Genomic DNA, 22832 nt, shown 5'->3' on the forward strand with positions numbered 1-22832 from the left:
TAGTTTTTAAAGGGGGAGATGTCATTTTTGTTCGATACTTAAAAAAAGAAAAATGGGGAATTGTTTTTTTCTTGATCGTTTATATTGCCTTGTTTATTAGCTCCTATTTGTTGATTGGCGGTCCTGCGACGATTGAAGGGCCAATTTGTGTATTCCTTGGATTTTGTCTTGTTCAATTTCTTATATATAGGACTTTCAAAAAAATGTAGGTAATAAAAAGGGAATAGGTATACTAAGAGAGCGGCGCCTAGAGAAGTCAATACAGCTTGAATATTTAAAAAAGAAATAGAAGCAGATGCATGACAAAACCTAAAATCTACACAATGAGTTTCGCAAAAGTCTATCCTCTCTACATCGCAAAGGCAGAGAGAAAGGGACGAACGAAAGCTGAAGTCGATACGATTATTTGTTGGTTAACGGGGTACAGTCCCGCAGAGTTACAGGAGCAGTTGGATAAGCAGATAGACATTGAAGCCTTTTTTGATGAGGCTCCTGAGCTTCATCCTTCCCGCAGTTTAATCAAAGGAGTCATCTGTGGTGTTAGAGTAGAGGACATTGAGGAAGAAACGATGAAAAACATTCGGTATCTAGATAAGCTGATTGATGAGTTAGCTAAGGGAAAGAAAATGGAAAAGATTTTGCGAGATTCGTCATGAACATCACAAGCAAGCCCAGTGAATAACCTTCACTGGATTTTTTTATATTTATAGACCATTCGATTGATAAAAATAAAATCCATTTGAACGAATTCTCTCTTCATGTCGTCAAAAGAAGTAATACCAAAACAAATTGGTTTTTGAAAAAGGAGTGGCGTGGATGGATATGAAGATGATTTTACCTCTTATTTTGCTGCAAGCGATTTTAATGGTGATTGGTTTGTTTGATTTGCTGAAAAGAGATCCATCGAGGATTAGGGGAGAAGTGAAGTGGGTTTGGGCTTTGGTGATTGTGTTTGTGGCGAGTGCCGGTCCTATTGCGTATTTCATTTTTGGTCGTAAACAATCTTAGTAGGGGGGATTCGCTTGAATATCTTGGAGTGTTACGGGCTGACGAAATCGTATGGACGGCATGAAGTGTTAAAAGATGTCTCGTTTTCTGTTGGGGAGGTTGGATGTGTTGGCTTTTTAGGAGCCAATGGAGCGGGAAAGACAACGACGATCCGGATTTTGACGGGGCTTGCTCGTCCTACGTCTGGCATTGTGAAGGTGGCAGGTTTTGATGTCACAAAGGACATGGATCAAATCAGTCAGGTGATTGGGTACTGTCCTCAGCATCCTGCATTTTATCAAGATATGACGGGGCAGGAGTGGATGCATTGGGTTGGCGGGTTATTTCATTTAGAGAAAAACATCATTCGTTCCAAAACAGAGGAGCTGTTGAAGCTTTGCCGTGTGTATGAGGCGAAGGATCGCGTTATTGGCAGCTATAGTGGAGGCATGAAGCAGAGGCTTGCCATTGCACAGGCGCTGATCAATAGCCCACAGGTTCTGATCCTAGATGAGCCTGTGTCGGCACTTGATCCCATGGGGAGAAAAGACGTCCTGACTTTGATTGAGCGTCTAAAGCATGAGATGCAGATCTTTATGTCGACCCATATTTTAGATGACATTGAACGTGTGGCGGATCATATTATCATGATCAACAACGGCAAAATTGAGATGTCCTCTTCGATGAAACAGCTCAAAGAAGACTATATCCAGCCCGTGATTGAATTTCAATTAGAACAACAGAATCCGAAACTAGTGGCTTTGTTAAAAGAACGGGATTGGGTGGAGGAATGCATGGAGACAGGAGACGCTTATCAGGTGCGAGTCAACAATCAACAAACGGCATTGAAGGAACTGCCGGCTCTCATCACTGAAACTGGCGGTGTTCTTCTCCATTATCGACTATCTAAGCTGACGCTTGAAGATATTTTCATGAAGGTTGTGACAGCATGATGATGTTGAAAAAGGAATTTAGGGAGTTATTCACTAGTTATAAAATCTTATTTGTGCCGATCACTTTCACGATTTTAATGATTACGCAGCCTATTACGCTCAAAATGCTGCCGGATCTTTTATCGAAATCGGCTAATTTACCTGAAGGGTCTACATTTTATATACCAGAGCCTAGTGCTGGAGAAGCTTTAGCCAGTGCATTGAGTAAATTTGACTCGCTCGGTGTGTTTATCCTCATTATGATCGTGATGGGGACGATTGCTGGAGAGCGTGCCTCTGGGGTGACGGCGATGATTATGGTGAAACCGATCAGTCGAATGAGTTATTATGCCTCGAAACTATGCGCCTATGCCTGTTTAACTTTGTTTAGTTTGATAGTGGCGGTGCTAGCTTCCGTTTATTATGTGGACATTCAATTTGGGCATGTGGATTGGGTCAATGTGTTAAAAGGAACGCTTTTGTATTATCCGAACCTATTGCTCATTGTGGTGTCGACCATTTGTGCATCGGCATTCTTTAAGCGCTCAGTGACTGCGGGCGGCGTTTCCCTTTTGATCAACCTCATCTTGTTTACCGTTCCTTCGTTTTATGAGGATACATTAGGGAAGTTTGCACCTAAAGGCGTCACAAGTGCAGCTGAGGAGATGATTCATAGAGGGGCTTATTCGGATCAGGCACTTACAAGCTTTCTAGGTGTATCGGTATTGATTGGTTTCTTTTTTCTCATCGGATGGTTTCTTTTTAGAAAAAAAGAATTATAGCATGGTGTACCCTTTGGATATGAAAATCTAAAGGGTTTTTTATGTATTTAGTAAGTAATAAATAAGATGTGAATACATATTATCATGATTTAAATGTTGAAATAATATATACTTAGTATATAATTACTCCGTAAAGGGATGGGAGGAGTTTGCAGATGATTCAGATCAAGAATGTGAAGAAGGAATTTTTTCAAGGTCAAGAGCGGACTGAGGTGTTGAGGGGCGTTGATTTGACGGTAGAAGAAGGGGAGTTTGTAGCGGTGATGGGACCGAGTGGTTCTGGAAAAAGTACATTACTTCAGCTGTTAGGCGGGCTTGATCTGCCTTCAGATGGAGAGATTTTGATAAATGAACATCAGTTAAGTGAGATGAATGAGAAAGAGAGAACGATTTTCCGCAGAAAACAGATTGGGTTTGTGTTTCAAAATTATCAGCTGCTGCCTACATTAACTGTCGAAGAAAATGTGGCGTTTCCGCTGCATGCAGATGGACGTTTAACAAAGGAGAATCAACAGACGGTTGTAGAGCTGTTAGAGGCTGTTGGCTTGAATGGACTTGGGCGGAAACGGGCTAGTTTGCTGAGCGGCGGGCAGCAGCAGCGTGTAGCGATTGCAAGAGCTCTAGTCAATCAGCCGTCAGTGTTGTTAGCAGATGAGCCGACGGGGAACTTGGACCGGCATAGAGCGGAGGATATTTTGGCGTTAATGTGCAAGTTCAATCGAGAAAGCAAGCAGACGATTATCATGGTGACGCATGATATTTTCGCAGCAGGATTTGCGGATCGAATCATCCTTTTTAAAGACGGTGTTATTGATCAAGTGATCTCTAGAAAGGATGATGATTATGCTCAGTATGTGGCGAATTTCATGGCGTAACATGATTCAGCATAAAAAGCGGTTCGCCATTTCTGTCTTAGGCATCATGGTGGGAATTGCTTTTGTCACGTCGATGCTCATTGCCGATCGAACGACAAATGATGTGTTTCATTACTATGAGCAAATGTATGTAGCTGATGCAGATTATTGGGTGTTGAGTGATGATCATACGTATGATGAGGAACAGATCTCCTCCATTTTAAAGCATCCTGATGTGACAGGATCATTATTAGCGCTGGATAAACAGACGTTTTTTGATGTAGAAGGTGATCACTCTCTTAACCAACGGGCGGTGCGAATTACCGGAGTACAAGATCAAACGAGCTCTTTACTGAAGCTGCCTGTGATTGAAGGGCGTTTGGATAATCAGGGGTTGGTCATACCAGATGTTGTGGCGAAGCTGCTGAATAAAAAAGTGGGAGATACCATTCGTTTTTCTGATTTGGGCGAAGCGAAGGTATCTGCCATTGTGGAATATACACAGCTGCTTTCAAGTCCAAGTGACTGGGAGGGTGCAGAATCATCGAGTTTTCGTGTGATGGCGCCGCTTGATTTATTGAGAGACTGGACGGGACTCGATCATCAGCTTTCTTATATGAGATTTAAGACGAATGATGGCGGAGAGCAGCTCTTTCAATCTTTACAGAAAGAGTTCAAGGATGCCGATGTTTTTGTCCAGCCTGTGGTGGCGGATGACCGGCAAAGTAATGACATTGGCGGGTTGTACACGTTCTTTTACCTCATCGCAGGGCTGTCGATGTTTATGAGTGGTTTTATTGTGTTTAATATGATTTATACGAGTGTGATGGAACGGAAAAAGGAATTTGCGATTATGAAGAGCTTTGGTTATACGCAGGGCTCTGTTTCAAAGCTGATGTTGATTGAGGTTTTGATCTTGGCATGTATTGGAACAGCCATTGGGGTGCCGATTGGCGTTTGGCTTGGAGATGTGTTCATGCAAACACTGCTTGGTGTGTTCGCTTTTGATATGGTGTATTCGTTAGATTGGCAAGTGCCTGTTGTAATTTCAGTGATCATTGGTATTGTGTTCCCTGTGCTGTTTTCGTTATTTCCGATCTATCATGCAGGGAAAACGTCTGTGCTACTGACTTTAAAATCCACTACCCAAACTTCTACACTGAAAAAACAATCGGTCATTAGAGCGGTGATAGGGATAGGCTTGCTTTCATTTGTATGGGTGGATCATCCGGCTGCTTATCTTGGCATTTTAGCCAGCATGGTTCTGTTATTCCCATTTTTTCTGCTCTTTTTGAACCGGTTGTCTGCGCCTCTTTTGAAGTTTGTCTTTGGTTACCCGGGCCATCTATCCTCGCAGCATGTCACGCAGCAACTGAATCGAAATGCCAATACGGCGGCGATTCTAGCTGTTGGGATTTCTGTGATCTTGCTTTTAAGTGCGGTCATTGAATCGGCTCCAGACGGCTACGAAAAAGAGATTCGTCAAACGTACGGCGGTGATCTCAGGGTTACCTCTGAAGCGCCATGGACGAAAGCGGATCAAGAAAAGCTGTCATCCTATAAGTCTGTTGAGCGGGTGGAACCGATGATGGAAGCGGCTCCTTTGACATGGGAAACGGCCCATGGAGAGAAAAGACAATTTTCTATCATCGGTGTGGATGAGAAAGGACCTTCTTTTATAGAAGGTGACAATAAAGGCGATTTGTATCAACGATTATCAGAAACGCCTTCTATCGTGTTAGGAGAGCGTGCGTTTGATGAATGGGGTGGGCGTATTGGAGAGAGTGTGTATCTCAATGCACCTTCTGGCCGGCAGCAGTTACAAGTCATTGATGTGGTCAAGACTTCTCATCATTCGGGTTATGTGGCATTTGTCGATCAGACATTTTTACAAGAGGATTTAGGGTGGATGCAGCCCCATGATATCCTGCTTACGTTAAAAGACAAAGGTGCCGGCGAGTCTTTACGAGATCAGCTATGGGAAGACTTTGGGCAGCGGCTTTCAAAGGTGAAAACAGTAGAGGATGAGATTGAATCAACGACATCGGCTTTAACTGGTATGAACGAGTTAATTTCTATGATGCTCATTTTCATTATGGGGCTCGCGAGCATTGGAACAGCCAATACACTGCTGATGAATACGCTTGAACGTACATCTGAGATTGGCACCATGCGAGCGCTTGGGCTGACAAAGCAGCAGGTGAGAAAAATGATCGTCGGAGAAGGTGTGCTCATTGGGTTATCAGGTGTGATTGGCGGCATTTTATTTGGTGTGATTCTTCTATATGTCTCAAGCCAATCTGATTGGCTCGGTGGATTTGTTTCATTTCAGCTGCCATTTGTGCATGTGTTGCTGGCAGTGATTGCAGGAATTGCGCTCAGTTTAGTGGCTTCGTGGATTTCTAGTGCGACAGCGAGTAAAATAGAGATGATATCATCTCTCAAAGAAGGTTAAATCATATGTCAGTGAAATACGGAATTTTAACATCGCTCTGTCAGCAGCAACATCATGGATATGAATTAAAGCTAGAGCTGGAGGCATTGCTCGGAATAAAAGGAAAAATCAACCCGGGTCAAATCTACACGACGCTTGATCGGTTAATTCGTGATCAATTGGTGACAGCAGTGGGAATAGATGACCAAGATCGAAAGTTGTACGACGTGACGGAAGAAGGCAGACAAGAGCTGGAATCATGGCTGTTGGCACCTGTTCCATATCATGCTGCAAAGGATGATTTTCACTTTAAATGGGGCTGTGCACGGAAAATCAGATTTCATCAAGAAAAAGAAATGCTTCAGCAGCAGAAAGCCGTCATCATGAAAGATGTGATGGAACTCACGAAGCTGAAAACAGAATGTCTTGTGCAAGGTGATGAGAGTCGGTACTTATTGATTTCTGGTACGCTGCTTCATTTAGAGGCGGATTTGAATTGGATTCATCAAATTGAACATCGGAGCGGGTCATCATTTTAGAGAGGTCTTTCTTTTGAAGAAAGGTCTTTTTTTTGGCTTCGTTCGGAGCATATGCAGATAGGATGGGAAGAAAGTTTGGTATGATAGGTGGAAATTGATTGTATTTTCAGAAAAGGGGTTTGATCAATGAAAACATCACGTAATCCTGAGACCATTCATGCGCCAGTTGCACCGTACATCCATCAAATAGAGACAACAGGGCCACAGCGGTGGTTAACCTTATCAGGGCAAGTGGGGATGGAAGTCGATGGGACCATCCCAGCGAGCCCGATGGAACAGCTCGAGCTAGCGTTAGAGAATGTAAAACGCAATGTAGAAGCGGCAGATATGAAAGTGGAAGATATAACGAAGCTTGTGTTCTATTTAGTAGGGGAGTTTGATGCTGAGAGTAGAAAACAAATCATGGGTCAGTTTTTAGGGGATCACCTGCCTTGTATGACGATGATTTATGTGGTGGCTTTGGCTTCACCTGCTTTAAAGGTTGAGGTGGATGCATGGGCTTGTCGGGATATGGATTCGGTTTGAATTGGTTTATTTAATAGATAAAAGGTTGGGATGATTGATGCCCAATCTTTTTTGTTTTGTTATCTTTTAGTATTTTAAATGATTATAATTCTCTTACCCTTTTATACCCAATATGGTAATATTGTGGTAAATGATAAGTGGGTCTAATTACATTTACATTCCACCGTAAAAACACCATAGATCAGCATACATCACTCTAATAAAAGGGAGAGATTTGATGCCATTCATGGAGGTTCAGAATGTAAGCAAACGATATAGCAATGGTGATGGGATAGAGGGCCTTTCATTTTCTATTGAAGCAGGGGAGGTTGTGGCACTGCTTGGGCCTAATGGTGCGGGGAAGACGACAACCATTCGATGTTTAACAGGTCTCTATCAACCTGATCAAGGGGAAATACTCATAGAGGGATTTCCTCCTGGTCATTCCCATGTCCAAAAACAAGTAGCTCTTATTCCAGATCAGCCATATTTGTACCCAGATTTAACGGTTGCTGAACATGTTCAATTTCGTGCAAGAGGCTATCATAAAGGTTTAAAACAGATCAAAGAAAAGGTATTTGAGGCGTTGAAAGAAGTACATATCGAAATGAAGATGAACGAATTGTGCGGAAGGCTTTCAAGAGGTCAAAAACAGCGTGTCGTCTTAGCAGGGGCCATTGTGCAAGATGCCTCCCTTTTTATTTTAGATGAGCCGACTGTTGGGTTAGACATCCCTTCGAAACAATGGTTGTCAGATTGGCTGATACAGAAGAGTCTTCAAGGTGGTTCGGTTCTTGTGTCCACTCATAGTCTAGAGTTTGTTCTTGATACGGCTAGTAGGGTGATATTGATTCGAGACGGTGCCATCATGAAAAGTATCGCTGTTCCTAAGCGGCAGGAAGAACAAATGAAGTGGCGGGCAGAAGTCATTCAACTTCTAGGGGAGTGGTCTAGTGAATAACACGCTTTCCCTTTTATGGATGAAATCCCAAAGGCGCTTGATCAGTAAAAATCAAGAAAAGAAAATGCCCTTTTTGATCTTGCTGCTTATGATTGCTGCCATTGGTTTTCAGCTGAGCGCAGTCTCAAGTATGGGCGATTGGAATGCGAGTACAGCTGGATGGTTCATTGTCGTTTTATTTGTTCTTTATACTGGCTTTGGTTTGTTTTCGAATCGATTGCCTAGTCAGATGAACGATATCATGTGGTTGTATGGAAGTGGTGCTTCCTTATGGACGGTTGTGATGAGTGTATGGGTATATCACATTTTTTGGCGATGTGCTCTTCTCATTGTTTCTGCTGTGATGGCTGATATCCTCCTTCTTTGTTTAACGAAGCAGTACTTTTTTCTACTTGGTAAATCACTCCTGTTAACAGCGCTGTTATGTATGATCGAAACATGGATGATTGCGGTATCTTGTGCAAGAACCATTCAAGTATATAAGCGAGTGCTCTTCATTGGTTTTATACTGATGTTTGGTTGTCTTTCATTGCTTATTATGAATCAATTGATATTGAAACAGTCATCAATGATGGAGATATCTGCTTCTTTTATGTATCAAGTCGGACGCATGATAGTGGAGTTTTCATTCATTTCTGTATTGATATTACTTGGAATGATGATTTTATCTTTCATGATGATGTACAGGTCGAGTCATCGTATAGAGATGATGGAGTCGTTAGTCAAAGAGGCGGCATTTTGGGAGGAATTTGAGGGGAAACAGGTTCATGCAAATCCAATAAGTCCAAAGAAAAGCAAGACGTGGTGGGGGCTTTCAACATTAACGGGCATCTGGGCTTTCCTTTGGCTAGAAATATTGATGATCAAAAAGTATGCTACCTTCCATCTGTTATCTACCATGCTGTTGATCGGTACTTATTATGTCGTCAGTTCTTATTTTTCAGATTGGTTGACTCTATTCTTTCTGGTCATTGGTGCATCTGTCCTGCTCAGTTCATATTACGCTGGGATTGTAAGACACGGGCAAACGGGATTGCTGTATCTTTTTCCGGGTGCTTTATATCAAAAAATTCTTCTATTGGAAGTGTGTCAAACCTTTTGGTTGTATGGTGTCTACTTGATTTCTCTTATCTTGTTAGAGATTCATGATGTATTGTATTGGGCCATTTATGGGGTAGGGGTTTATATTTGGTTTTTGACCATACGGCTCTTTGCCTTTACGCAGCCTTTGAGACGAGAAGCGAGTCTTTCTTTGGGCATCTATTATCGATCATTGCTCATCGGATCTGTCATAAGTGCTGCGGTCATCATTGGGATTCATCTGTTCACTGAGGGCTGGTTTACAACGATGACATGTGTATTTGCTGGATGTGTATGTTATGTGATTTGTTATCGATGCCGTGGGACTCATTAAAAAGAGGAGTTGATTGTCATGAAACCAGAAGATAAGCTATCCCAATCGGTTCAACGTTTAGTCAATACGAATGAAGTAACAATCGTTCAAGCCATGGGGGAATTAAGGAAATCAGGAAAAGAGGCAGTGCCAGTGCTTGTTGAAGCCTTAAAAGAAGAGGGTTCTTTGCGAAATATTGCAGCAGCGGTTCTTGGTGAATTTGGAGCAGATGCAGGGGATGCAGCAGAAGCTCTTGCTAAACTGTTAGAAAGTGAAGAAGAGGAGACAAGAATGGCGGCTGCGATCTCACTCATGAGAATTGGTCAGCCTAGTTTGCCATTTCTTCTGTCTTTGGCAAAGCGTTATGAGGGTCCTACTTGTTTTTGGGCATCGTGGTGCATCTCTTGGATTGACCCATCAAAAATCGAAAAAAATATGTACGAGTGCCTAAAACAGGAACAAGAGAATCCATCAGGAAATGTGGCCCCTTTTGCCGCAGAAGAGGCACTAGGAAAAATCATCGCTTTTCAATTAAAAGAAAAGGGGGATGAGTAGTGGAAACGCAAATACTTAAATGGCCTGAGCACCTTCCTTGGATTCATTCTTCACATCAGCGGTGTTTACCTGAAGAGCATACTCAGCTTCTTTATTTTTGGTCAGTTAACTGTCCGCATTGTGAAGAATTAACCGACCACATTCTACATAGTGTGGATCAGTTGAGTATCCATTTAACCTGTGTCCATGTTCCATATACGGAAGAAGAAAAATCGATAGAGGTTGTTTCGAAATATGCGGAGGAAAAGAATCTCATTGCTCCCATTGTGTTGGATCAAGATTATGAGATTGTCACAAAATATAAAATTCAAGGATTGCCAAGTTTTTGCCTCATAGATAAAGAGGGACAATTAATTGATCGGAAAATGGGAGATACCGGCTGGGAAAAAATATTAAAAAAACTAGAAAAACGATCATAATTAGAGTTATGGAGGAGAGCGTTTTGTTTCAATCAAACCAAGAATTAAAAAAAACGGTGGTCTTTTATGCAGGTGTGGGAGCTGTTTTGCTGATTCTCATGATGTTGACATGGCTGCCGGTTTCTGCAGACTGGGAGTTGCCGTTGATTTTGTTTGGATTGGGGATTTTGTTTTATGTGAAGCGTGTGCTTTGGAAGGATGAAAAGAGTCATTAATCATAAGTAGGTTACCTAGAATATAAATTCTAGGTTTTTTTATTAAATTTACCTTAAAACATGATTTTTCACATGGGGATGAGATCCAATTTTTTAAAAGTGTGGTAGGATAAATATGCTTTATTTTTATATTTTCCGAAGGAGCTGTCGTGTTGAAGGGATCTAGGGTTGAGTTTATTGATAGTTTACGTGGTTTTAGTTTATTAGGTATTTTGATTGTGAATATGCTTAATTTTCAATATGATTATGATTTTGAGAAGATGTTTGATCCGAGCATATGGGGACAGGAGTTTGGGGTATATGTGACGGAGATCTTGTTCCAGGGGTCATTTTATCCGATTTTCTCCTTTTTGTTTGGGTATTCTTTTATCAAACTGATTGAATCTACAAAGGCCAAGGGGCTTAATACGAATGCCATCGTCGTTCGCCGCGGCTTTGGTCTTATTGTGCTTGGGATGCTGCATTTAATCTTTATTTGGAATGGTGACATTCTTCTCTATTATGGAGCTTGTACGTTTTTCCTAATGATGTTTATACACAGCCGAATCAAAACAGTGTTTATATGGTCGGGTATTTTAGGTGCCGTATCTTTAGTGATTTATCCATCTCTAATGAATTTTATTTACGGAAATTCTGAATTATTAACAAATGTATATGGAACTGGTACATATGGCGATATTGTATTGAGCCGGATTACAATCGAAGATGATATGGTAATCGTCTCCATCATTATGGCAATTGTAACACTTACTCTGACACCAATTTTAAGTCTTCTCTATGCTCCTATCATGATCGGTCCATTTGCACTGCTTGGCATGGCGATCGGGAAAAAAGGTCATTTGACAGAAGAAGATCGAGGCATGGCTTATCGTAAAGGCTGGGTTTGGATGATTATCATCGGGCTCGCTTTAAAATGTGCAACGTTCAGTGATGCTCCTTGGAGTGAAATGGTGTTGACGTTAGGAGCCTATGTTCTGACGATCGGTTATATTCAAGCTTTTATTGTCTTCTACTATTCAAATGCTGCACAAGGGTTGAAACGTCTGCTTGCAGGACTGGGCCGATTGTCTTTATCAAACTATTTGGCTCAATCTATTATTTGTACAACGATTTTCTATTCTTACGGACTTGGGTTATTCGGACAAATGGGCTCAATGTTTGGGCTGGTACTTGCTGTTGGACTTTACACAGCTCAGCTGTTCATCAGCTATCTCTATTTGAAAAAGTGGAGAAGAGGGCCTGTGGAATGGCTTATGGGAAAATGGGTGTATTGGAGATAGATTGATTTGTTGAGGAACCGCATGGCTGAAGAGCTGTGCGGTTTTTTAGTTGGATCGCATTCAAAAAAGTTCATAAAAGGAGTTGAATATTTTTTCAGTGTGTATATAATGTATATATAGTGTATATACAATATTTCATTGCGAATACCAGTACAGAAAAAAGAGGTTTTTTATATGCAAATTACGATTTCTAACCATTCTAAGGAGCCTATCTATGAGCAAATTACGACGCAAATCAAATCGTTGATCTTAACGGGGGAGCTTGCAGAAGGTGCAGCCCTGCCGTCTATCCGAAAGCTGGCGAAGGATTTACAAATTAGCGTTATCACAACAAAACGTGCATATGAAGAGTTAGAGAAGGCAGGATTTATTTATTCGATTGTAGGGAAGGGATCGTTTGTTGCGGAGCAAAACCTAGAGGTCATGAGAGAGAAAAAATTGAAGGTGATTGAGGAACAGCTTGGAGCGGTTGTTACAAACGGCAAGGAATTAGGCTTATCTTTTGATGAATTGCAGCAGTTATTAAAGTTCTTGTATGAGGAGTGAGATGAGTGGAGCACGTGATTGAATTCAAAGGAGTATCAAAACGGTTCAAAGACTTTTCTGTGCAGAATCTCGATTTACAGGTCAAAAAGGGCTTTATTACGGGGTTTATTGGAGAAAATGGAGCCGGTAAGTCGACCACGATTAAAATGATCATGAATTTGTTAAAACCAGATTCTGGTGAGGTTGATATTTTTGGATTAGATTATTGCACCCATGAAAAAGAGATTAAGGAACGAATTGGCTTTGTTTACGATGCTAACGTTTTTTTCCCAGGATTGAATTTAAAAGACATCAAACGAATTGTGGCACCTGCCTATAAACGCTGGGATGACCAGCTTTTTTATCAATATATTGAACAGTTTGGCCTACCGCTGAATAAAGCGATTAAAACATTTTCAAAAGGGATGCAGATGAAGGCATCGCTTGCGATTGCGCTGTCGCACCATGCAGAGCTGATTATTATGGATGAACCAACTGCTGGTTTAGATCCGGTCTTTAGAAGAGAGCTGCTCGGCACGTTACAAGAATTGATGATTGATGGAAATCGAACGATTTTTTTCTCAACGCATATGACGACTGATTTAGACCGGATTGCGGATTATATTGCGTTTATACAAAATGGAAGATTGGTCTTTCAACAGTCGATTCATGAGGTGGCGGAGAATTATGCGCTGGTGAAGGGGAGCCTTGATTTGCTGGATCGAGACACAGAAAAGGCGTTTATCCATATTCAGCGTACGGCAGCCGGATTTGAAGCATTAACAGATCGGATTGATGAGGTGAAACTTATTTTTGGGGATGCTGTTGTGATTGAACCGGCGTCGCTTGAGGATATCATGTTTTATTTGAAAGGCGGGATTGCGCATGTTTCATTTAATTAAGCGTGATGTGATTTTGCAAAAGAAGCAGTTACTTATTTTTATTCCGTTTATCTTATTTTTCATTTTCATGGATGTCCATCCAGTATTAACGTTTCTAGTCGCTAGCGTCTTCATTCCATTTAACACATATGCTTATGATGAGAAGGCAGAAACGAATATTCTATTAAATTCCTTGCCCTATACACGTAAAGAAATTATCGCATCACGTTATCTTGGCGCCATTTTTTATATGAGTATTGCGATCGTGCTGACAAGTGCTGCATTATTTGTGTTTGGGAAGCTGTTTTCGCTGTCAGATATTGCGATTGGCAGCGGGTTGTTTTTATTGTTCGCAGCATGTACGTTTCCGTTGTTTTATATCTTAAAGCCTGGTTATATCACAACGGCAGTGATCATTGGCTTTATCGTATTATCTGCTATGGGACCGCCTGTTGTTCTCTATTTAGCAGAGCAATTCAGTGGGATCACTGATTTTATCATGAATTTATCGATCCCTATTGTATATACGGGGTCAACTGTACTGATTATGCTCATCTACTTGCTATCTTGGGGACTTTCTACTGCGATTTACCAGAGGAAAGTGTTTTAAATCAGATGATCACATCATTTATAGAGAATCATTCATTTTGAGGTAGGCCTTTCAAAATGGATGATTCTTTTTTGCATCCGGTGAAATTGACATCCTGCAGAAAACAGGTTATTGTTATTTAACATAATGTTAATTATTTTTAACATTATGTTAAATAAAACATCCTTTAAGAAAGGAATCTGAAATGGAAATTAAAAATAGAATGAAAGTATTACGGGCAGAAAAAGACTGGACACAAAAGGATTTGGCAGAGAAGTTAGGTGTGACTCGTCAAACTGTGGCAGCGATTGAAAATGGTAAATATTCTTTGTCTTTAAAACTAGCATTTCAAATTGCGAGAACATTTGAAGTTGATTTATATGACGTTTTTCAAGAGGTCGACAAGGAGGAACAACAGCGATGATGACAACGATCATACTTTATTCTCTAATTATCCTTTCTATCTTAAGTACGGTCTTTCAATTTAAGAAAAGCCGTGAATATAAACAGGATGAACGGGGTCAATTTATTTTAGCGAAAGCTGGAAGTTTTTCAATTGTAGGTGTGGCATTAGCCTATATATTGGTGGCTGTCATTCAAGCTTTTGTTCATGAATTATCATCTCCAACGGAATGGTTTTATATAGCGATTACGTTTATGTATGTATCAAGTGTTTGCGCAAATACAATTGGCATTATCTATTGTGAAAGAAAATACTAATCTTTCATCTGCGGATGCAAGCTAGGGTACTTCATCATGAAGGGAAGAAAAAATATTGAAAAAATTACTGAAAATAATGCTGATTGCTCTATGTACCATTCTGACTGTCTTGGTTGTATTTGTAGCCAGTGTTTATGTTGTGAATCTAATTAGTAATGAAAGAGAACAGGGGAAAATAGAAGATTATGGGCAAAAGGTTTTGGTGGATGGGAAGCAGATGAATGTGCTCATTCAAGGCGATGGGAAAGAAACGATTGTCCTTCTACCAGGCTATGGAACTGCTTCACCCGTGCTGGATTTTGAACCGTTAGTCAAGGAGTTATCGCCATATTATAGAGTCGTAGTGATTGAACCGTTTGGTTATGGTTTAAGTGACGACACAGATAAAGTAAGGACAAGTCAAAACATTGTGGATGAGATTCATGAATGTTTGCAGAAACTCAACATTAAAAAATATACGCTGATGGGTCATTCGATTTCTGGCATTTATGGATTAGAATATGTGAATCAATACGAAAAAGAAGTCCAAGCCTTTGTCGGCATTGATACGAGTGTTCCTAAACAGGAAACGGATGAATTGCCAGTCTCCAGCTTACAGTTGCTTCATCAATCCGGCTTTTACAGATTGATAGTGAAAATGAATCCAGAACAACTGGTGATGCCTAAAGTAGATGATCAAACGAAAGCTCAGATTAAAATGCTGACTTTCCGAAATTTTTTGGATGAAAGCCAAGCTAGTGAGGCAGAAAACTTTAGAAACAATTTTAAAAACGCTCAACGTCTACATTTCCCTAAGAAGCTTCCTGTTGCTTTCTATCTAGTGGATCAAACGGAGAAAGAAACACCAAACTGGAAACCAATGCATGAAGAGCTGCTGAAAAATGTAGACCACGGAAAAATCGTTACTTTCAAAGGCGGCCATTATTTGCATCATACGAAATCAAAAGAAATCGCAGATGATGTGAGGGAGTTTCTATCGAACAACGAGCGCTCACGTTAGCGTTTTTCCTCCTCAGCTGGACAGATGAAACATCGCAATTTTGATCAAAACGAGTGAACTGATTTGTTTTATGATCAAGAAGAGGTGAGGGAGATGATGTATAGTCGGGTGACGCAAGAGGTGATTTCTTATTTGGAGTCGCATTTGATGGATGAACTGTCGCTGAGACAGGTGCCTGAGAAAGTAGGATATTCACATTTTCATTTGCTGCGTGTGTTTAAACGAGAAACCGGGCTGTCGATGGGGGAATATGTGCGGAAACGAAGATTAGCTACGGCTGCACAGCTTCTTTTGTATACGGATCAGGGGATTTTAGACATCGCTTTTTCGTTACAATTCCAATCGCAGGAAGCCTTTACGCGTGCTTTTAAGCATCTGTATTCCTTACCTCCCGGAATGTACAGGTCCATGATGAGAGACATGCAAATGAAAAAGGAGGAAGATTCGATGACATTACATGAAGCAGTACCTGGCTGGGGTTTGAGTGGTTCACATCCGCATATGTATGAGATGGGTGTTGATACAGCAGAATTTCATACGGGAAAGCAATCAGGTGTTTTATCATCTAAAGAAGGCGTACAAGAAGGACAGTTTGCGACGATGATGCAGGGGTTTCAAGCAAAAGAGTATGCAGGTAAGCGGTTGAAGCTCTCTGCTTTCTTGAAAACAGAGAATGTATCTTCAGCAGGAATTTGGATGCGGGTAGATGACGGAAAGGGTGATACGGTGCAGTTTGATAATATGCAGAATCGACCTGTGACAGATTCTACGGAATGGAATCAATATGCCATCGTATTAGATGTTCCTACGCGCAGTGAATCCATTCATTTTGGAGTGTTACTCAGCGGTCATGGAACAGTCTGGGCTGACGGTTTTCGATTTGAGGAAGTGGATGAGAAAACACCTACGACGAATATGGAGGAGGCCTCGGCTCTGCCAGATGTGCCGATGAATTTGCATTTTGAGCTTGAGAAGACCGTGTGAGCGGTCTTTTTTTGTTGTATACAAATCTGCATGAACCGTTTATAATGAAAAATATAAATAAACATACCGACGGTCGGTATGTAAAAGGAGGCGTTTGAACTGGCGCGAAATAAGTATCCAGAAAAGACGGTGCAGCAAATTTTGGACGTGTCGACAAAGTTGTTTCAGGAAAAGGGATTTGAAAAGACAAGTTTGCAAGATATTATCCATGAATTGAATATGTCTAAAGGGGCTATTTATCATCATTTTAAATCGAAGGATGAAATATTACGCGGCGTGATGGATCGGCAGTTTCGTTATGCAACCGAGAAGCTTGAGGAGTTAATTGAGCATACGGAGGCAGCTCATGCGAAAGAGAAGCTGCAGCTTATCCTGGAGCAGCTTGTGGCAGACCCGCAGTCTCATTCGATTGATGGGATCTTGGTTGATCAGATGAAAAATCCGCAATTTGTGATTGAAGGCATGAAGACAGGTGTCAATCAGGATGCTTTGAGAATCAAACAGTTAATCATTGAAGGGATTGAAGATGGTTCGATGGAAACTGCGTTTCCTGGTGAAGTGGCAGAAGTATTTCTGCTTCTTGTGAATATATGGTTGAATCCCACATTGTTTGTACGCAATCATGAAGAAACGGTCCAGCGTTTGTGTTTTTTAAAGCAGATGATGAAGGGGCTTGGCGTGGATATTGTGAGTGATCTATTTATTCAAAAGGTGACAGCGCACTATGCTGAAATTGGCGGGTATGATCTGCCCGAAAGATAAAGAATGCCAACTGATAGGAGGATGACGTATGATTCATTTTATGAAGGTTGAGCTAAGAAAAGGTCACATGAAGCAGTATATTCAAGCTAGTTTCATCGCGAGTATTGTGCTGCTAGTATTCATCTATTTTATTGCGTTTGCTGCAAAAATTGAACGCGAACCGGGTTTTCAGCAATATACGAATATTTATTTGTTAACGAGTACAGTATGGATGATCTTTTTTTCTATCATCACAGCTATGCTGTATTGGCGTGTAGGCAAGACTGTTTATCAGGAACGCACATCCAATTCAGTGAGATTCCTTTCTCATATGATATGGATGGTGTGCCTTTCAACGTTTGCGATGATGTGCAGTATCATTCCTTCGTTTGTTGTGTTTAGTGTGACTGAAATGTTTTTCCCTATAGTTCACGATACGTTGACGGCAGGTGCTCTATTGCAATTGATGAAAACGTACTTTGTGTTTATTGGGTGTGTCCATGCGATTGGGATGATTGCGATGAGAATAGGGTTGAGGAAGAAATCTGTTTTGATGACCGTCCTGACTGCAATTGTTTTATGTGCTGTTTTAGGAAATGTATCGCTCGCCATTTATGGCAATGATCAAATGAGCCTCATCCTGTCAGGAGTGATGATTGCAGCAGTCCTCATTGTGATCTTGGAATTGTGGAGCCGCATCGGCCGGATGCAAACGAGGTAATTCATGATGGGAAAAGGAGGGAGACATGTGAAGCATACGGTTCGAATTGAAGAAGTCATAGCGCAACTTTCTTTAAACTGGCTGGTGGGAGATGTTCGCCTTCATCACCATGATCATCCTTATGTATTGATAAAGCAGACCACCAATCATGTATTCCCCCATCGGTATTTACTGCATCATCAAGTGCAGGGAGGTAGGCTGGTCATTCAAGATAAGAGAAAAAGAGCGGTCAGCTTGGGTCTTCATCTTCATAAGACGGATTTGGAGATTTACCTCCCACGGACACAGTTGCAGTCCTTGTCTATTCATTGTAAAGGAGCAAATCTATTCTTGGATGGACTGAAGGTGAAGGAGGCGGACTGCCAATTGATTTCTGGAAAGTCCATGTTTACGGGAGAAATCAAGCATCTGCGCTTGCAGACAGTGGGTGGATTTATCTCTAGTCAACAGCTCAACACGCAGACAATGAGCCTGCGTACTACTTCGTCAAAAGTGGAGATGGTAGGTGCTTTTTCAGATATTGATCTGAATTTAATAGGAAGAAGGGTACAGATACATTCAAAGGCCATGTTGCATTCGCTCAAATCGACGTCAACTGGATCATCTGTCAAAGTGGCAATTCCGGAAAATGATGGTTTTACTTGTTATGTGAAGAAAAGATCAGGTACGTTTCACAATGACTTTCCTTGTGTTGATGATCAGGAGAGAATGGTTTATAAAAATGGAGGGAAAAGCTTTGAGGTCGATATAAGGGGAGGTTCTTTTCTATTAAGTGATGGTCATTGAAGCGATGATGATCCTCTGATTCGATATATCAATATAAAATAATTTGAATATCTTTTTATGTCAGAATATTTTGTTAATAGTGTTTTCCTCAAAAAAACAATTGTTTTTTAAGGGTAGATTTATTATGATAATATACATCGAAAGATTGAAGATTTTGAATCAGAATGAAAATTCTGATTTTTTATTTTTTATGTTGTTTGTTGATGAGGGGGAATAGAAGTGGCTCAAAAGGAATTAAAGAGAGGGTTAAGTGCTCGTCATATTCAAATGATTGCGCTTGGCGGCACAATTGGTGTTGGCTTATTTATGGGGTCAGCTAAAGCCATTCAATGGACAGGTCCATCGGTTCTTCTCGCGTACGCAGTGTGTGGTATTTTTATCTTTTTTATTATGCGTGCGATGGGAGAAATGTTGTATCTTGAACCGAGTACGGGATCGTTTGCTACATTTGGGCATCAATATATTCATCCGCTTGCGGGGTATATGACAGCTTGGAGTAACTGGTTCCAGTGGGTCATTGTTGGAATGTCTGAGATTATCGCCGTAGGCGCTTATATGAAATATTGGTTCCCGGAGTTACCGGCGTGGATTCCCGGATTAATCGCCATGATCATTTTAGGTGCGGCCAACTTGATTTCGGTTAAGTCATTCGGTGAGTTTGAATTCTGGTTTGCGATGATCAAGATTGTGACGATTATTTTAATGATCATTGCAGGTTTAGGCATTATTTTCTTTGGGTTTGGCAATGGTGGAACAGCGATTGGTTTGTCTAACCTTTGGGCGCACGGCGGATTCTTTACAGGTGGATTTAGCGGTTTCTTGTTTGCATTGTCCCTAGTGATTGCTGCCTATCAAGGGGTAGAGCTCATTGGGATTACTGCAGGTGAGGCGCAAAATCCACAAAAGACGCTGACAAATGCCATCAAAAGCATCATCTGGCGTATTTTGATTTTCTATATCGGTGCGATCTTTGTCATCGTGACGGTGTATCCGTGGGATCAGCTGAATACGCTCGGCAGTCCATTTGTGGCGACGTTTGCGAAAATTGGAATTACGGCAGCAGCAGGTATTATTAACTTTGTTGTCATTACAGCAGCGATGTCCGGCTGTAATAGTGGAATCTTCAGTGCGGGACGTATGCTTTATACATTAGGTGTGAATGGACAGGCACCTGCTTTCTTTACAAAAATTTCGAAGAATGGTGTACCGTATTTTGGGACATTTGCTGTGCTGATTGGTTTAGCGGTTGGGGTGGTCTTAAACTATGTTTCTCCGCCAAACATTTTCGTTTATGTGTATAGTGCGAGTGTCCTTCCTGGTATGGTGCCTTGGTTTGTGATTTTAATTAGTCACATTGGCTTCAGAAAAGCGAAAGGGGCAGCGCTTGATCAGCATCCATTCAAGATGCCGCTAGCACCAGTTTCTAATTATCTTACGATTGGCTTTTTATTGATGGTTCTTGTGTTTATGCTCATTAATCAGGATACACGTATTTCTCTTATTGTGGGGATTGTTTTCTTGATTGTTGTAGCGCTTAGCTTCTTCATCTTCGGAATTGGTAAACGAAAACCGATTGAAACAGCTTCTTCTGATCAAACGGTGAAATAATCAAAAGCCTTGCGGAGTGGACCCGCAAGGCTTTTGTCGTTTACAGAGAAGCTTTGACACGCTGAAAGACATCTGGAAAGTTGGTGAAAAGACCAGTGACGCCGTATTGCAGAAGACGTGTCATGTCTGCTTCGCTGTTTACCGTATATGGGTGAAGGAGGAGTCCATGGCTTCTGACCTGCAGTACATTTTCAAGTGTCAAAGCTCTAAAATTCGGTCCGATCCCCACTGCATACGTTTTGATGAAGTCGAGCTGATCATCTGTAATAGATGTCATTTGCGCCCTGTCTAAAAGCTGTACTTTTGGAAGTCGAGGGGCGAGTTTCTGCAATTTTAATAGACTTTCTTGGCTGAAAGATTGGATGATGACCTGCCCTTTTCTCGTATGTTTTCCAAGAAGATGATGTTTCTTTAAGACGGCCAATAGTTTTTCTTCCATTTGCGGATAGATGTCTGGTTTTTTGGTTTCAATATAATAATTTTCTCGTTTACCGAAGTAACGTAATACCTCATCTAATGTGAGGACTTGCTGTCCAATAAAGTGGGCATTTTGTTTGTCGGGGTTGGCTTCGTTAAACCATGCACCGGCATCAAGCTGTTTGATTTCGGCAAGTGTGAGGTCTTTGACCCAGCCTGTTCCGTTTGTCGTCCGGTCAACCGTTTCATCGTGCATGACGATGAGGTGTCCATCCTTTGTCATTTGAAGGTCGAGTTCGAGGTAATCTGCATTCATCTTTGTGGCGAGCTTGTAGGAAGCTAGGGTATGCTCTGGGGCATACCCTGATGCTCCGCGGTGTGCAACGGTTAAAATGCGATCTGGAGATAAAAGATGTTCATGTGCCGATATGGTGGTCGGAACCCAACCAAAAGACAGTAAAGCAAAAGAGAGTAACACGAAAGCAAGTAATCTACTTTTCTTCATATTTTATCCTCCTTTTACGGTAACTGCCTCCATCATAAGAAATAGATGTAAAGGGCATGTTGGGCGGAGATGAATCTTTTATGTGATTTTCATTAAGCTTGCTCTACGCGCTTTCCTGTATTCCATGTCATGGCGAGGAACACAATCGCAAGGATACAAGAACCAACTAGTAAAATGAAACCTCCTGTCCAGTCATAGTGATCGACGACGACACCCATCATGGCATTAGCAAAAGCAGAGCCACCAATATATCCAAAGAATCCTGTCAGCCCGGCAGCAGTGCCAGCGGCTTTTTTCGGAGCGAGATCAATGGCTTGCAGTCCAATGAGCATGACGGGTCCGTAAATTAAAAACCCGATGCTGATGAGGGCAATGTTATCAACCATTGGATTGCCAGCAGGGTTTAACCAGTACACAAGAACCGCAATTAATACGCCGATCATAAAGAGGACGCCAGCAGGTGCGCGGCGGCTTCTAAAGAAGCGGTCACTAATCCACCCGCACAATAATGTACCAGGGATGCCTGCATATTCATAAAGGAAATAAGACCAGCGTGAATGCTCTGGTGAGAATCCTTTTGCTTCTGTTAAATAGGTAGGTGCCCAGTCTACGACCCCGTAACGGACAAAGTACACAAAGACGTTGGCAATGGCGATATACCAAAGGAATTTATTGTTGAGTACATATTTAAACAAAATCTCTTTTACGGTTAATTCTTTTTCTTGATCTTCATATTGTTGTGCCGGATAGTCATTTCGGTATTCTTCAATTGGCGGAAGACCAGCGGATTGCGGGGTGTCCCGTACGAGAAGAATGATGACGAAGGAGACGATAATGGCGATGATGGCAGGGAAGAAAAAGATACTTTTCCACGTCGCAAACAAAACAATTCCTAATGTAATAAGCGGTGCAAGAATCCCCCCGCCGATATTGTGAGCGACGTTCCAAATCGACATTTTCGTACCACGTTCACTCACCGAAAACCAATGCGCCATCGTTCGTCCGCATGGCGGCCACCCCATTCCTTGAAACCAGCCGTTTAAGAACATGAATAAAAACATGATCCATACACTGGATGTCACCCATGGAAATGAGACAAAAAGAATATTGATAAGAGCTGATAGAAAGAGTCCAGCGGCTAAAAAGTATCTTGGGTTACACCGGTCTGAGATCATCCCCATAATGAATTTACTAAATCCATAAGCGATTGAAACAGCCGCCAGTACAAAGCCTAATTCACTTTTTGTGAACCCCTCTTCCTGTAAATAAGGGATGGCAAATGCGAAATTTTTGCGCAACAAATAGTAGCCCGCATATCCGATAAAGATTCCCAAAAAGACTTGCAGCCGCAGCCGTTTATAGGTTTCGTCTGTTTTGGCATCATCGAGCCTGTCGATATGCGGAGCCGGTTTAAACCATTTGAACATAAACATCCTCCTCTTGTAGATATGACTGAAACAAAAGTACGAGGTCTGTCTTTGATCTTGTACTTTTTCAGAG

The 22832-nt window shown here is 41.4% G+C and carries 27 protein-coding genes; 25 read left to right on the forward strand and 2 right to left on the reverse strand.

The window, feature by feature from the left end; genetic code table 11:
• Positions 1-299 precede the first annotated feature (299 nt).
• From ACTJJQ_RS12895 to ACTJJQ_RS13015, 25 genes are all read left to right on the forward strand, one after another.
• The gene (locus tag ACTJJQ_RS12895) at positions 300-656 is read left to right on the forward strand and encodes a DUF2200 domain-containing protein (protein ID WP_335350637.1); all 357 of its coding nucleotides are present in this window, start codon (positions 300-302) and stop codon (positions 654-656) included.
• A 160-nt stretch (positions 657-816) separates the two neighbouring features.
• Positions 817-1008: a PLD nuclease N-terminal domain-containing protein gene (locus ACTJJQ_RS12900; RefSeq protein WP_003217265.1), complete on the forward strand. Its 192-nt coding sequence runs from the start codon at positions 817-819 to the stop codon at positions 1006-1008.
• 14 nt (positions 1009-1022) lie between these two features.
• On the forward strand, positions 1023-1940 hold the full coding sequence (locus ACTJJQ_RS12905; RefSeq protein ID WP_440600257.1) for an ATP-binding cassette domain-containing protein: 918 nt from the start codon (positions 1023-1025) through the stop codon (positions 1938-1940).
• The gene (locus tag ACTJJQ_RS12910; protein ID WP_440600258.1) at positions 1937-2701 is read left to right on the forward strand and encodes an ABC transporter permease; all 765 of its coding nucleotides are present in this window, start codon (positions 1937-1939) and stop codon (positions 2699-2701) included. Before ACTJJQ_RS12905 ends, ACTJJQ_RS12910 begins: the two co-directional genes overlap by 4 nt.
• Positions 2702-2856: 155 nt before the next feature.
• A complete protein-coding gene (locus ACTJJQ_RS12915) occupies positions 2857-3576 on the forward strand; it encodes an ABC transporter ATP-binding protein (RefSeq protein ID WP_017366481.1) in 720 nt (239 codons plus the stop codon).
• Positions 3545-6010 (forward strand): ABC transporter permease, encoded by a 2466-nt coding sequence (locus ACTJJQ_RS12920; protein ID WP_440600259.1) that lies wholly within the window; start codon positions 3545-3547, stop codon positions 6008-6010. The genes ACTJJQ_RS12915 and ACTJJQ_RS12920 overlap by 32 nt, the downstream gene beginning before the upstream one ends.
• 5 nt (positions 6011-6015) lie before the next feature.
• On the forward strand, positions 6016-6528 hold the full coding sequence (locus ACTJJQ_RS12925) for a PadR family transcriptional regulator (RefSeq protein WP_440600260.1): 513 nt from the start codon (positions 6016-6018) through the stop codon (positions 6526-6528).
• 126 nt (positions 6529-6654) lie between these two features.
• Complete coding sequence (locus tag ACTJJQ_RS12930) at positions 6655-7053, forward strand: RidA family protein (RefSeq protein WP_348936437.1); 399 nt, start codon at positions 6655-6657, stop codon at positions 7051-7053.
• Positions 7054-7270: 217 nt separating this feature from the next.
• Entirely contained in the window at positions 7271-7993 is a 723-nt protein-coding gene (locus tag ACTJJQ_RS12935; protein ID WP_019744076.1) for an ABC transporter ATP-binding protein, read from the forward strand.
• Positions 7986-9407 (forward strand): sporulation killing factor system integral membrane protein, encoded by a 1422-nt coding sequence (gene skfF, locus ACTJJQ_RS12940; protein WP_282834036.1) that lies wholly within the window; start codon positions 7986-7988, stop codon positions 9405-9407. Before ACTJJQ_RS12935 ends, skfF begins: the two co-directional genes overlap by 8 nt.
• 18 nt (positions 9408-9425) lie before the next feature.
• Positions 9426-9941 (forward strand): HEAT repeat domain-containing protein, encoded by a 516-nt coding sequence (locus tag ACTJJQ_RS12945; protein ID WP_008343915.1) that lies wholly within the window; start codon positions 9426-9428, stop codon positions 9939-9941.
• Positions 9941-10360 (forward strand): TlpA family protein disulfide reductase, encoded by a 420-nt coding sequence (locus ACTJJQ_RS12950; protein ID WP_008343914.1) that lies wholly within the window; start codon positions 9941-9943, stop codon positions 10358-10360. The genes ACTJJQ_RS12945 and ACTJJQ_RS12950 overlap by 1 nt, the downstream gene beginning before the upstream one ends.
• 23 nt (positions 10361-10383) lie before the next feature.
• Positions 10384-10575 (forward strand): hypothetical protein, encoded by a 192-nt coding sequence (locus ACTJJQ_RS12955; RefSeq protein ID WP_017366488.1) that lies wholly within the window; start codon positions 10384-10386, stop codon positions 10573-10575.
• A 152-nt stretch (positions 10576-10727) separates the two neighbouring features.
• The gene (locus ACTJJQ_RS12960) at positions 10728-11855 is read left to right on the forward strand and encodes a DUF418 domain-containing protein (protein WP_440600261.1); all 1128 of its coding nucleotides are present in this window, start codon (positions 10728-10730) and stop codon (positions 11853-11855) included.
• 174 nt (positions 11856-12029) lie between these two features.
• Entirely contained in the window at positions 12030-12401 is a 372-nt protein-coding gene (locus tag ACTJJQ_RS12965; RefSeq protein ID WP_017366490.1) for a GntR family transcriptional regulator, read from the forward strand.
• 5 nt (positions 12402-12406) lie between these two features.
• A complete protein-coding gene (locus ACTJJQ_RS12970; protein ID WP_369456748.1) occupies positions 12407-13282 on the forward strand; it encodes an ABC transporter ATP-binding protein in 876 nt (291 codons plus the stop codon).
• Positions 13266-13871 carry an ABC-2 transporter permease gene (locus tag ACTJJQ_RS12975; RefSeq protein ID WP_008343909.1) on the forward strand — a complete coding sequence of 202 codons (606 nt, stop codon included), beginning with the start codon at positions 13266-13268 and terminating at the stop codon, positions 13869-13871. The genes ACTJJQ_RS12970 and ACTJJQ_RS12975 overlap by 17 nt, the downstream gene beginning before the upstream one ends.
• A gap of 184 nt (positions 13872-14055) precedes the next feature.
• Positions 14056-14274, forward strand: coding sequence for a helix-turn-helix transcriptional regulator (locus ACTJJQ_RS12980; protein WP_017358703.1), 219 nt, complete (start codon positions 14056-14058; stop codon positions 14272-14274).
• On the forward strand, positions 14271-14570 hold the full coding sequence (locus ACTJJQ_RS12985; protein WP_017366494.1) for a hypothetical protein: 300 nt from the start codon (positions 14271-14273) through the stop codon (positions 14568-14570). Before ACTJJQ_RS12980 ends, ACTJJQ_RS12985 begins: the two co-directional genes overlap by 4 nt.
• A 55-nt stretch (positions 14571-14625) precedes the next feature.
• Positions 14626-15570, forward strand: coding sequence for an alpha/beta fold hydrolase (locus ACTJJQ_RS12990; RefSeq protein WP_440600262.1), 945 nt, complete (start codon positions 14626-14628; stop codon positions 15568-15570).
• 93 nt (positions 15571-15663) lie between these two features.
• Complete coding sequence (locus tag ACTJJQ_RS12995) at positions 15664-16554, forward strand: helix-turn-helix domain-containing protein (protein ID WP_081114861.1); 891 nt, start codon at positions 15664-15666, stop codon at positions 16552-16554.
• Between the two features lie 129 nt (positions 16555-16683).
• Entirely contained in the window at positions 16684-17316 is a 633-nt protein-coding gene (locus ACTJJQ_RS13000; protein WP_008343904.1) for a TetR/AcrR family transcriptional regulator, read from the forward strand.
• Between the two features lie 28 nt (positions 17317-17344).
• Positions 17345-18016: a hypothetical protein gene (locus tag ACTJJQ_RS13005; RefSeq protein ID WP_048001360.1), complete on the forward strand. Its 672-nt coding sequence runs from the start codon at positions 17345-17347 to the stop codon at positions 18014-18016.
• Positions 18017-18043: 27 nt separating this feature from the next.
• Positions 18044-18802, forward strand: coding sequence for a DUF4097 family beta strand repeat-containing protein (locus ACTJJQ_RS13010; protein ID WP_098681028.1), 759 nt, complete (start codon positions 18044-18046; stop codon positions 18800-18802).
• A gap of 219 nt (positions 18803-19021) precedes the next feature.
• Positions 19022-20410, forward strand: a complete 1389-nt coding sequence (locus tag ACTJJQ_RS13015; RefSeq protein ID WP_035702983.1) for an amino acid permease — start codon at positions 19022-19024, stop codon at positions 20408-20410.
• Between the two features lie 40 nt (positions 20411-20450).
• Here ACTJJQ_RS13015 and ACTJJQ_RS13020 read toward each other — a convergent pair whose 3' ends face one another.
• On the reverse strand, positions 20451-21332 hold the full coding sequence (locus ACTJJQ_RS13020; RefSeq protein WP_035702984.1) for a glycerophosphodiester phosphodiesterase: 882 nt from the start codon (positions 21330-21332) through the stop codon (positions 20451-20453).
• A gap of 92 nt (positions 21333-21424) precedes the next feature.
• Positions 21425-22759, reverse strand: coding sequence for a glycerol-3-phosphate transporter (gene glpT, locus ACTJJQ_RS13025; RefSeq protein WP_008343899.1), 1335 nt, complete (start codon positions 22757-22759; stop codon positions 21425-21427).
• Between the last annotated feature and the right edge of the window lie 73 nt (positions 22760-22832).

This window comes from Bacillus sp. 22483, assembly GCF_052044605.1.
Classification (GTDB): Bacteria; Bacillota; Bacilli; order Bacillales; family Bacillaceae; genus Bacillus; species Bacillus altitudinis.

Bases quoted from the DNA above. Each gene is read 5' to 3' on its own strand.
- ACTJJQ_RS12980 (WP_017358703.1), top strand. From the start codon at position 14,056: ATGGAAATTAAAAATAGAATGAAAGTATTACGGGCAGAAAAAGACTGG.
- ACTJJQ_RS12900 (WP_003217265.1), top strand. From the start codon at position 817: ATGGATATGAAGATGATTTTACCTCTTATTTTGCTGCAAGCGATTTTA.
- ACTJJQ_RS13005 (WP_048001360.1), top strand. From the start codon at position 17,345: ATGATTCATTTTATGAAGGTTGAGCTAAGAAAAGGTCACATGAAGCAG.
- glpT (WP_008343899.1), bottom strand. From the start codon at position 22,759: ATGTTCAAATGGTTTAAACCGGCTCCGCATATCGACAGGCTCGATGAT.
- ACTJJQ_RS12975 (WP_008343909.1), top strand. From the start codon at position 13,266: ATGTTTCATTTAATTAAGCGTGATGTGATTTTGCAAAAGAAGCAGTTA.
- ACTJJQ_RS12895 (WP_335350637.1), top strand. From the start codon at position 300: ATGACAAAACCTAAAATCTACACAATGAGTTTCGCAAAAGTCTATCCT.
- ACTJJQ_RS12920 (WP_440600259.1), top strand. From the start codon at position 3,545: ATGCTCAGTATGTGGCGAATTTCATGGCGTAACATGATTCAGCATAAA.
- ACTJJQ_RS12965 (WP_017366490.1), top strand. From the start codon at position 12,030: ATGCAAATTACGATTTCTAACCATTCTAAGGAGCCTATCTATGAGCAA.
- ACTJJQ_RS12930 (WP_348936437.1), top strand. From the start codon at position 6,655: ATGAAAACATCACGTAATCCTGAGACCATTCATGCGCCAGTTGCACCG.
- ACTJJQ_RS12935 (WP_019744076.1), top strand. From the start codon at position 7,271: ATGCCATTCATGGAGGTTCAGAATGTAAGCAAACGATATAGCAATGGT.
- ACTJJQ_RS12945 (WP_008343915.1), top strand. From the start codon at position 9,426: ATGAAACCAGAAGATAAGCTATCCCAATCGGTTCAACGTTTAGTCAAT.
- ACTJJQ_RS12995 (WP_081114861.1), top strand. From the start codon at position 15,664: ATGATGTATAGTCGGGTGACGCAAGAGGTGATTTCTTATTTGGAGTCG.
- ACTJJQ_RS12985 (WP_017366494.1), top strand. From the start codon at position 14,271: ATGATGACAACGATCATACTTTATTCTCTAATTATCCTTTCTATCTTA.
- ACTJJQ_RS12910 (WP_440600258.1), top strand. From the start codon at position 1,937: ATGATGATGTTGAAAAAGGAATTTAGGGAGTTATTCACTAGTTATAAA.
- ACTJJQ_RS13020 (WP_035702984.1), bottom strand. From the start codon at position 21,332: ATGAAGAAAAGTAGATTACTTGCTTTCGTGTTACTCTCTTTTGCTTTA.
- ACTJJQ_RS12915 (WP_017366481.1), top strand. From the start codon at position 2,857: ATGATTCAGATCAAGAATGTGAAGAAGGAATTTTTTCAAGGTCAAGAG.
- ACTJJQ_RS12925 (WP_440600260.1), top strand. From the start codon at position 6,016: ATGTCAGTGAAATACGGAATTTTAACATCGCTCTGTCAGCAGCAACAT.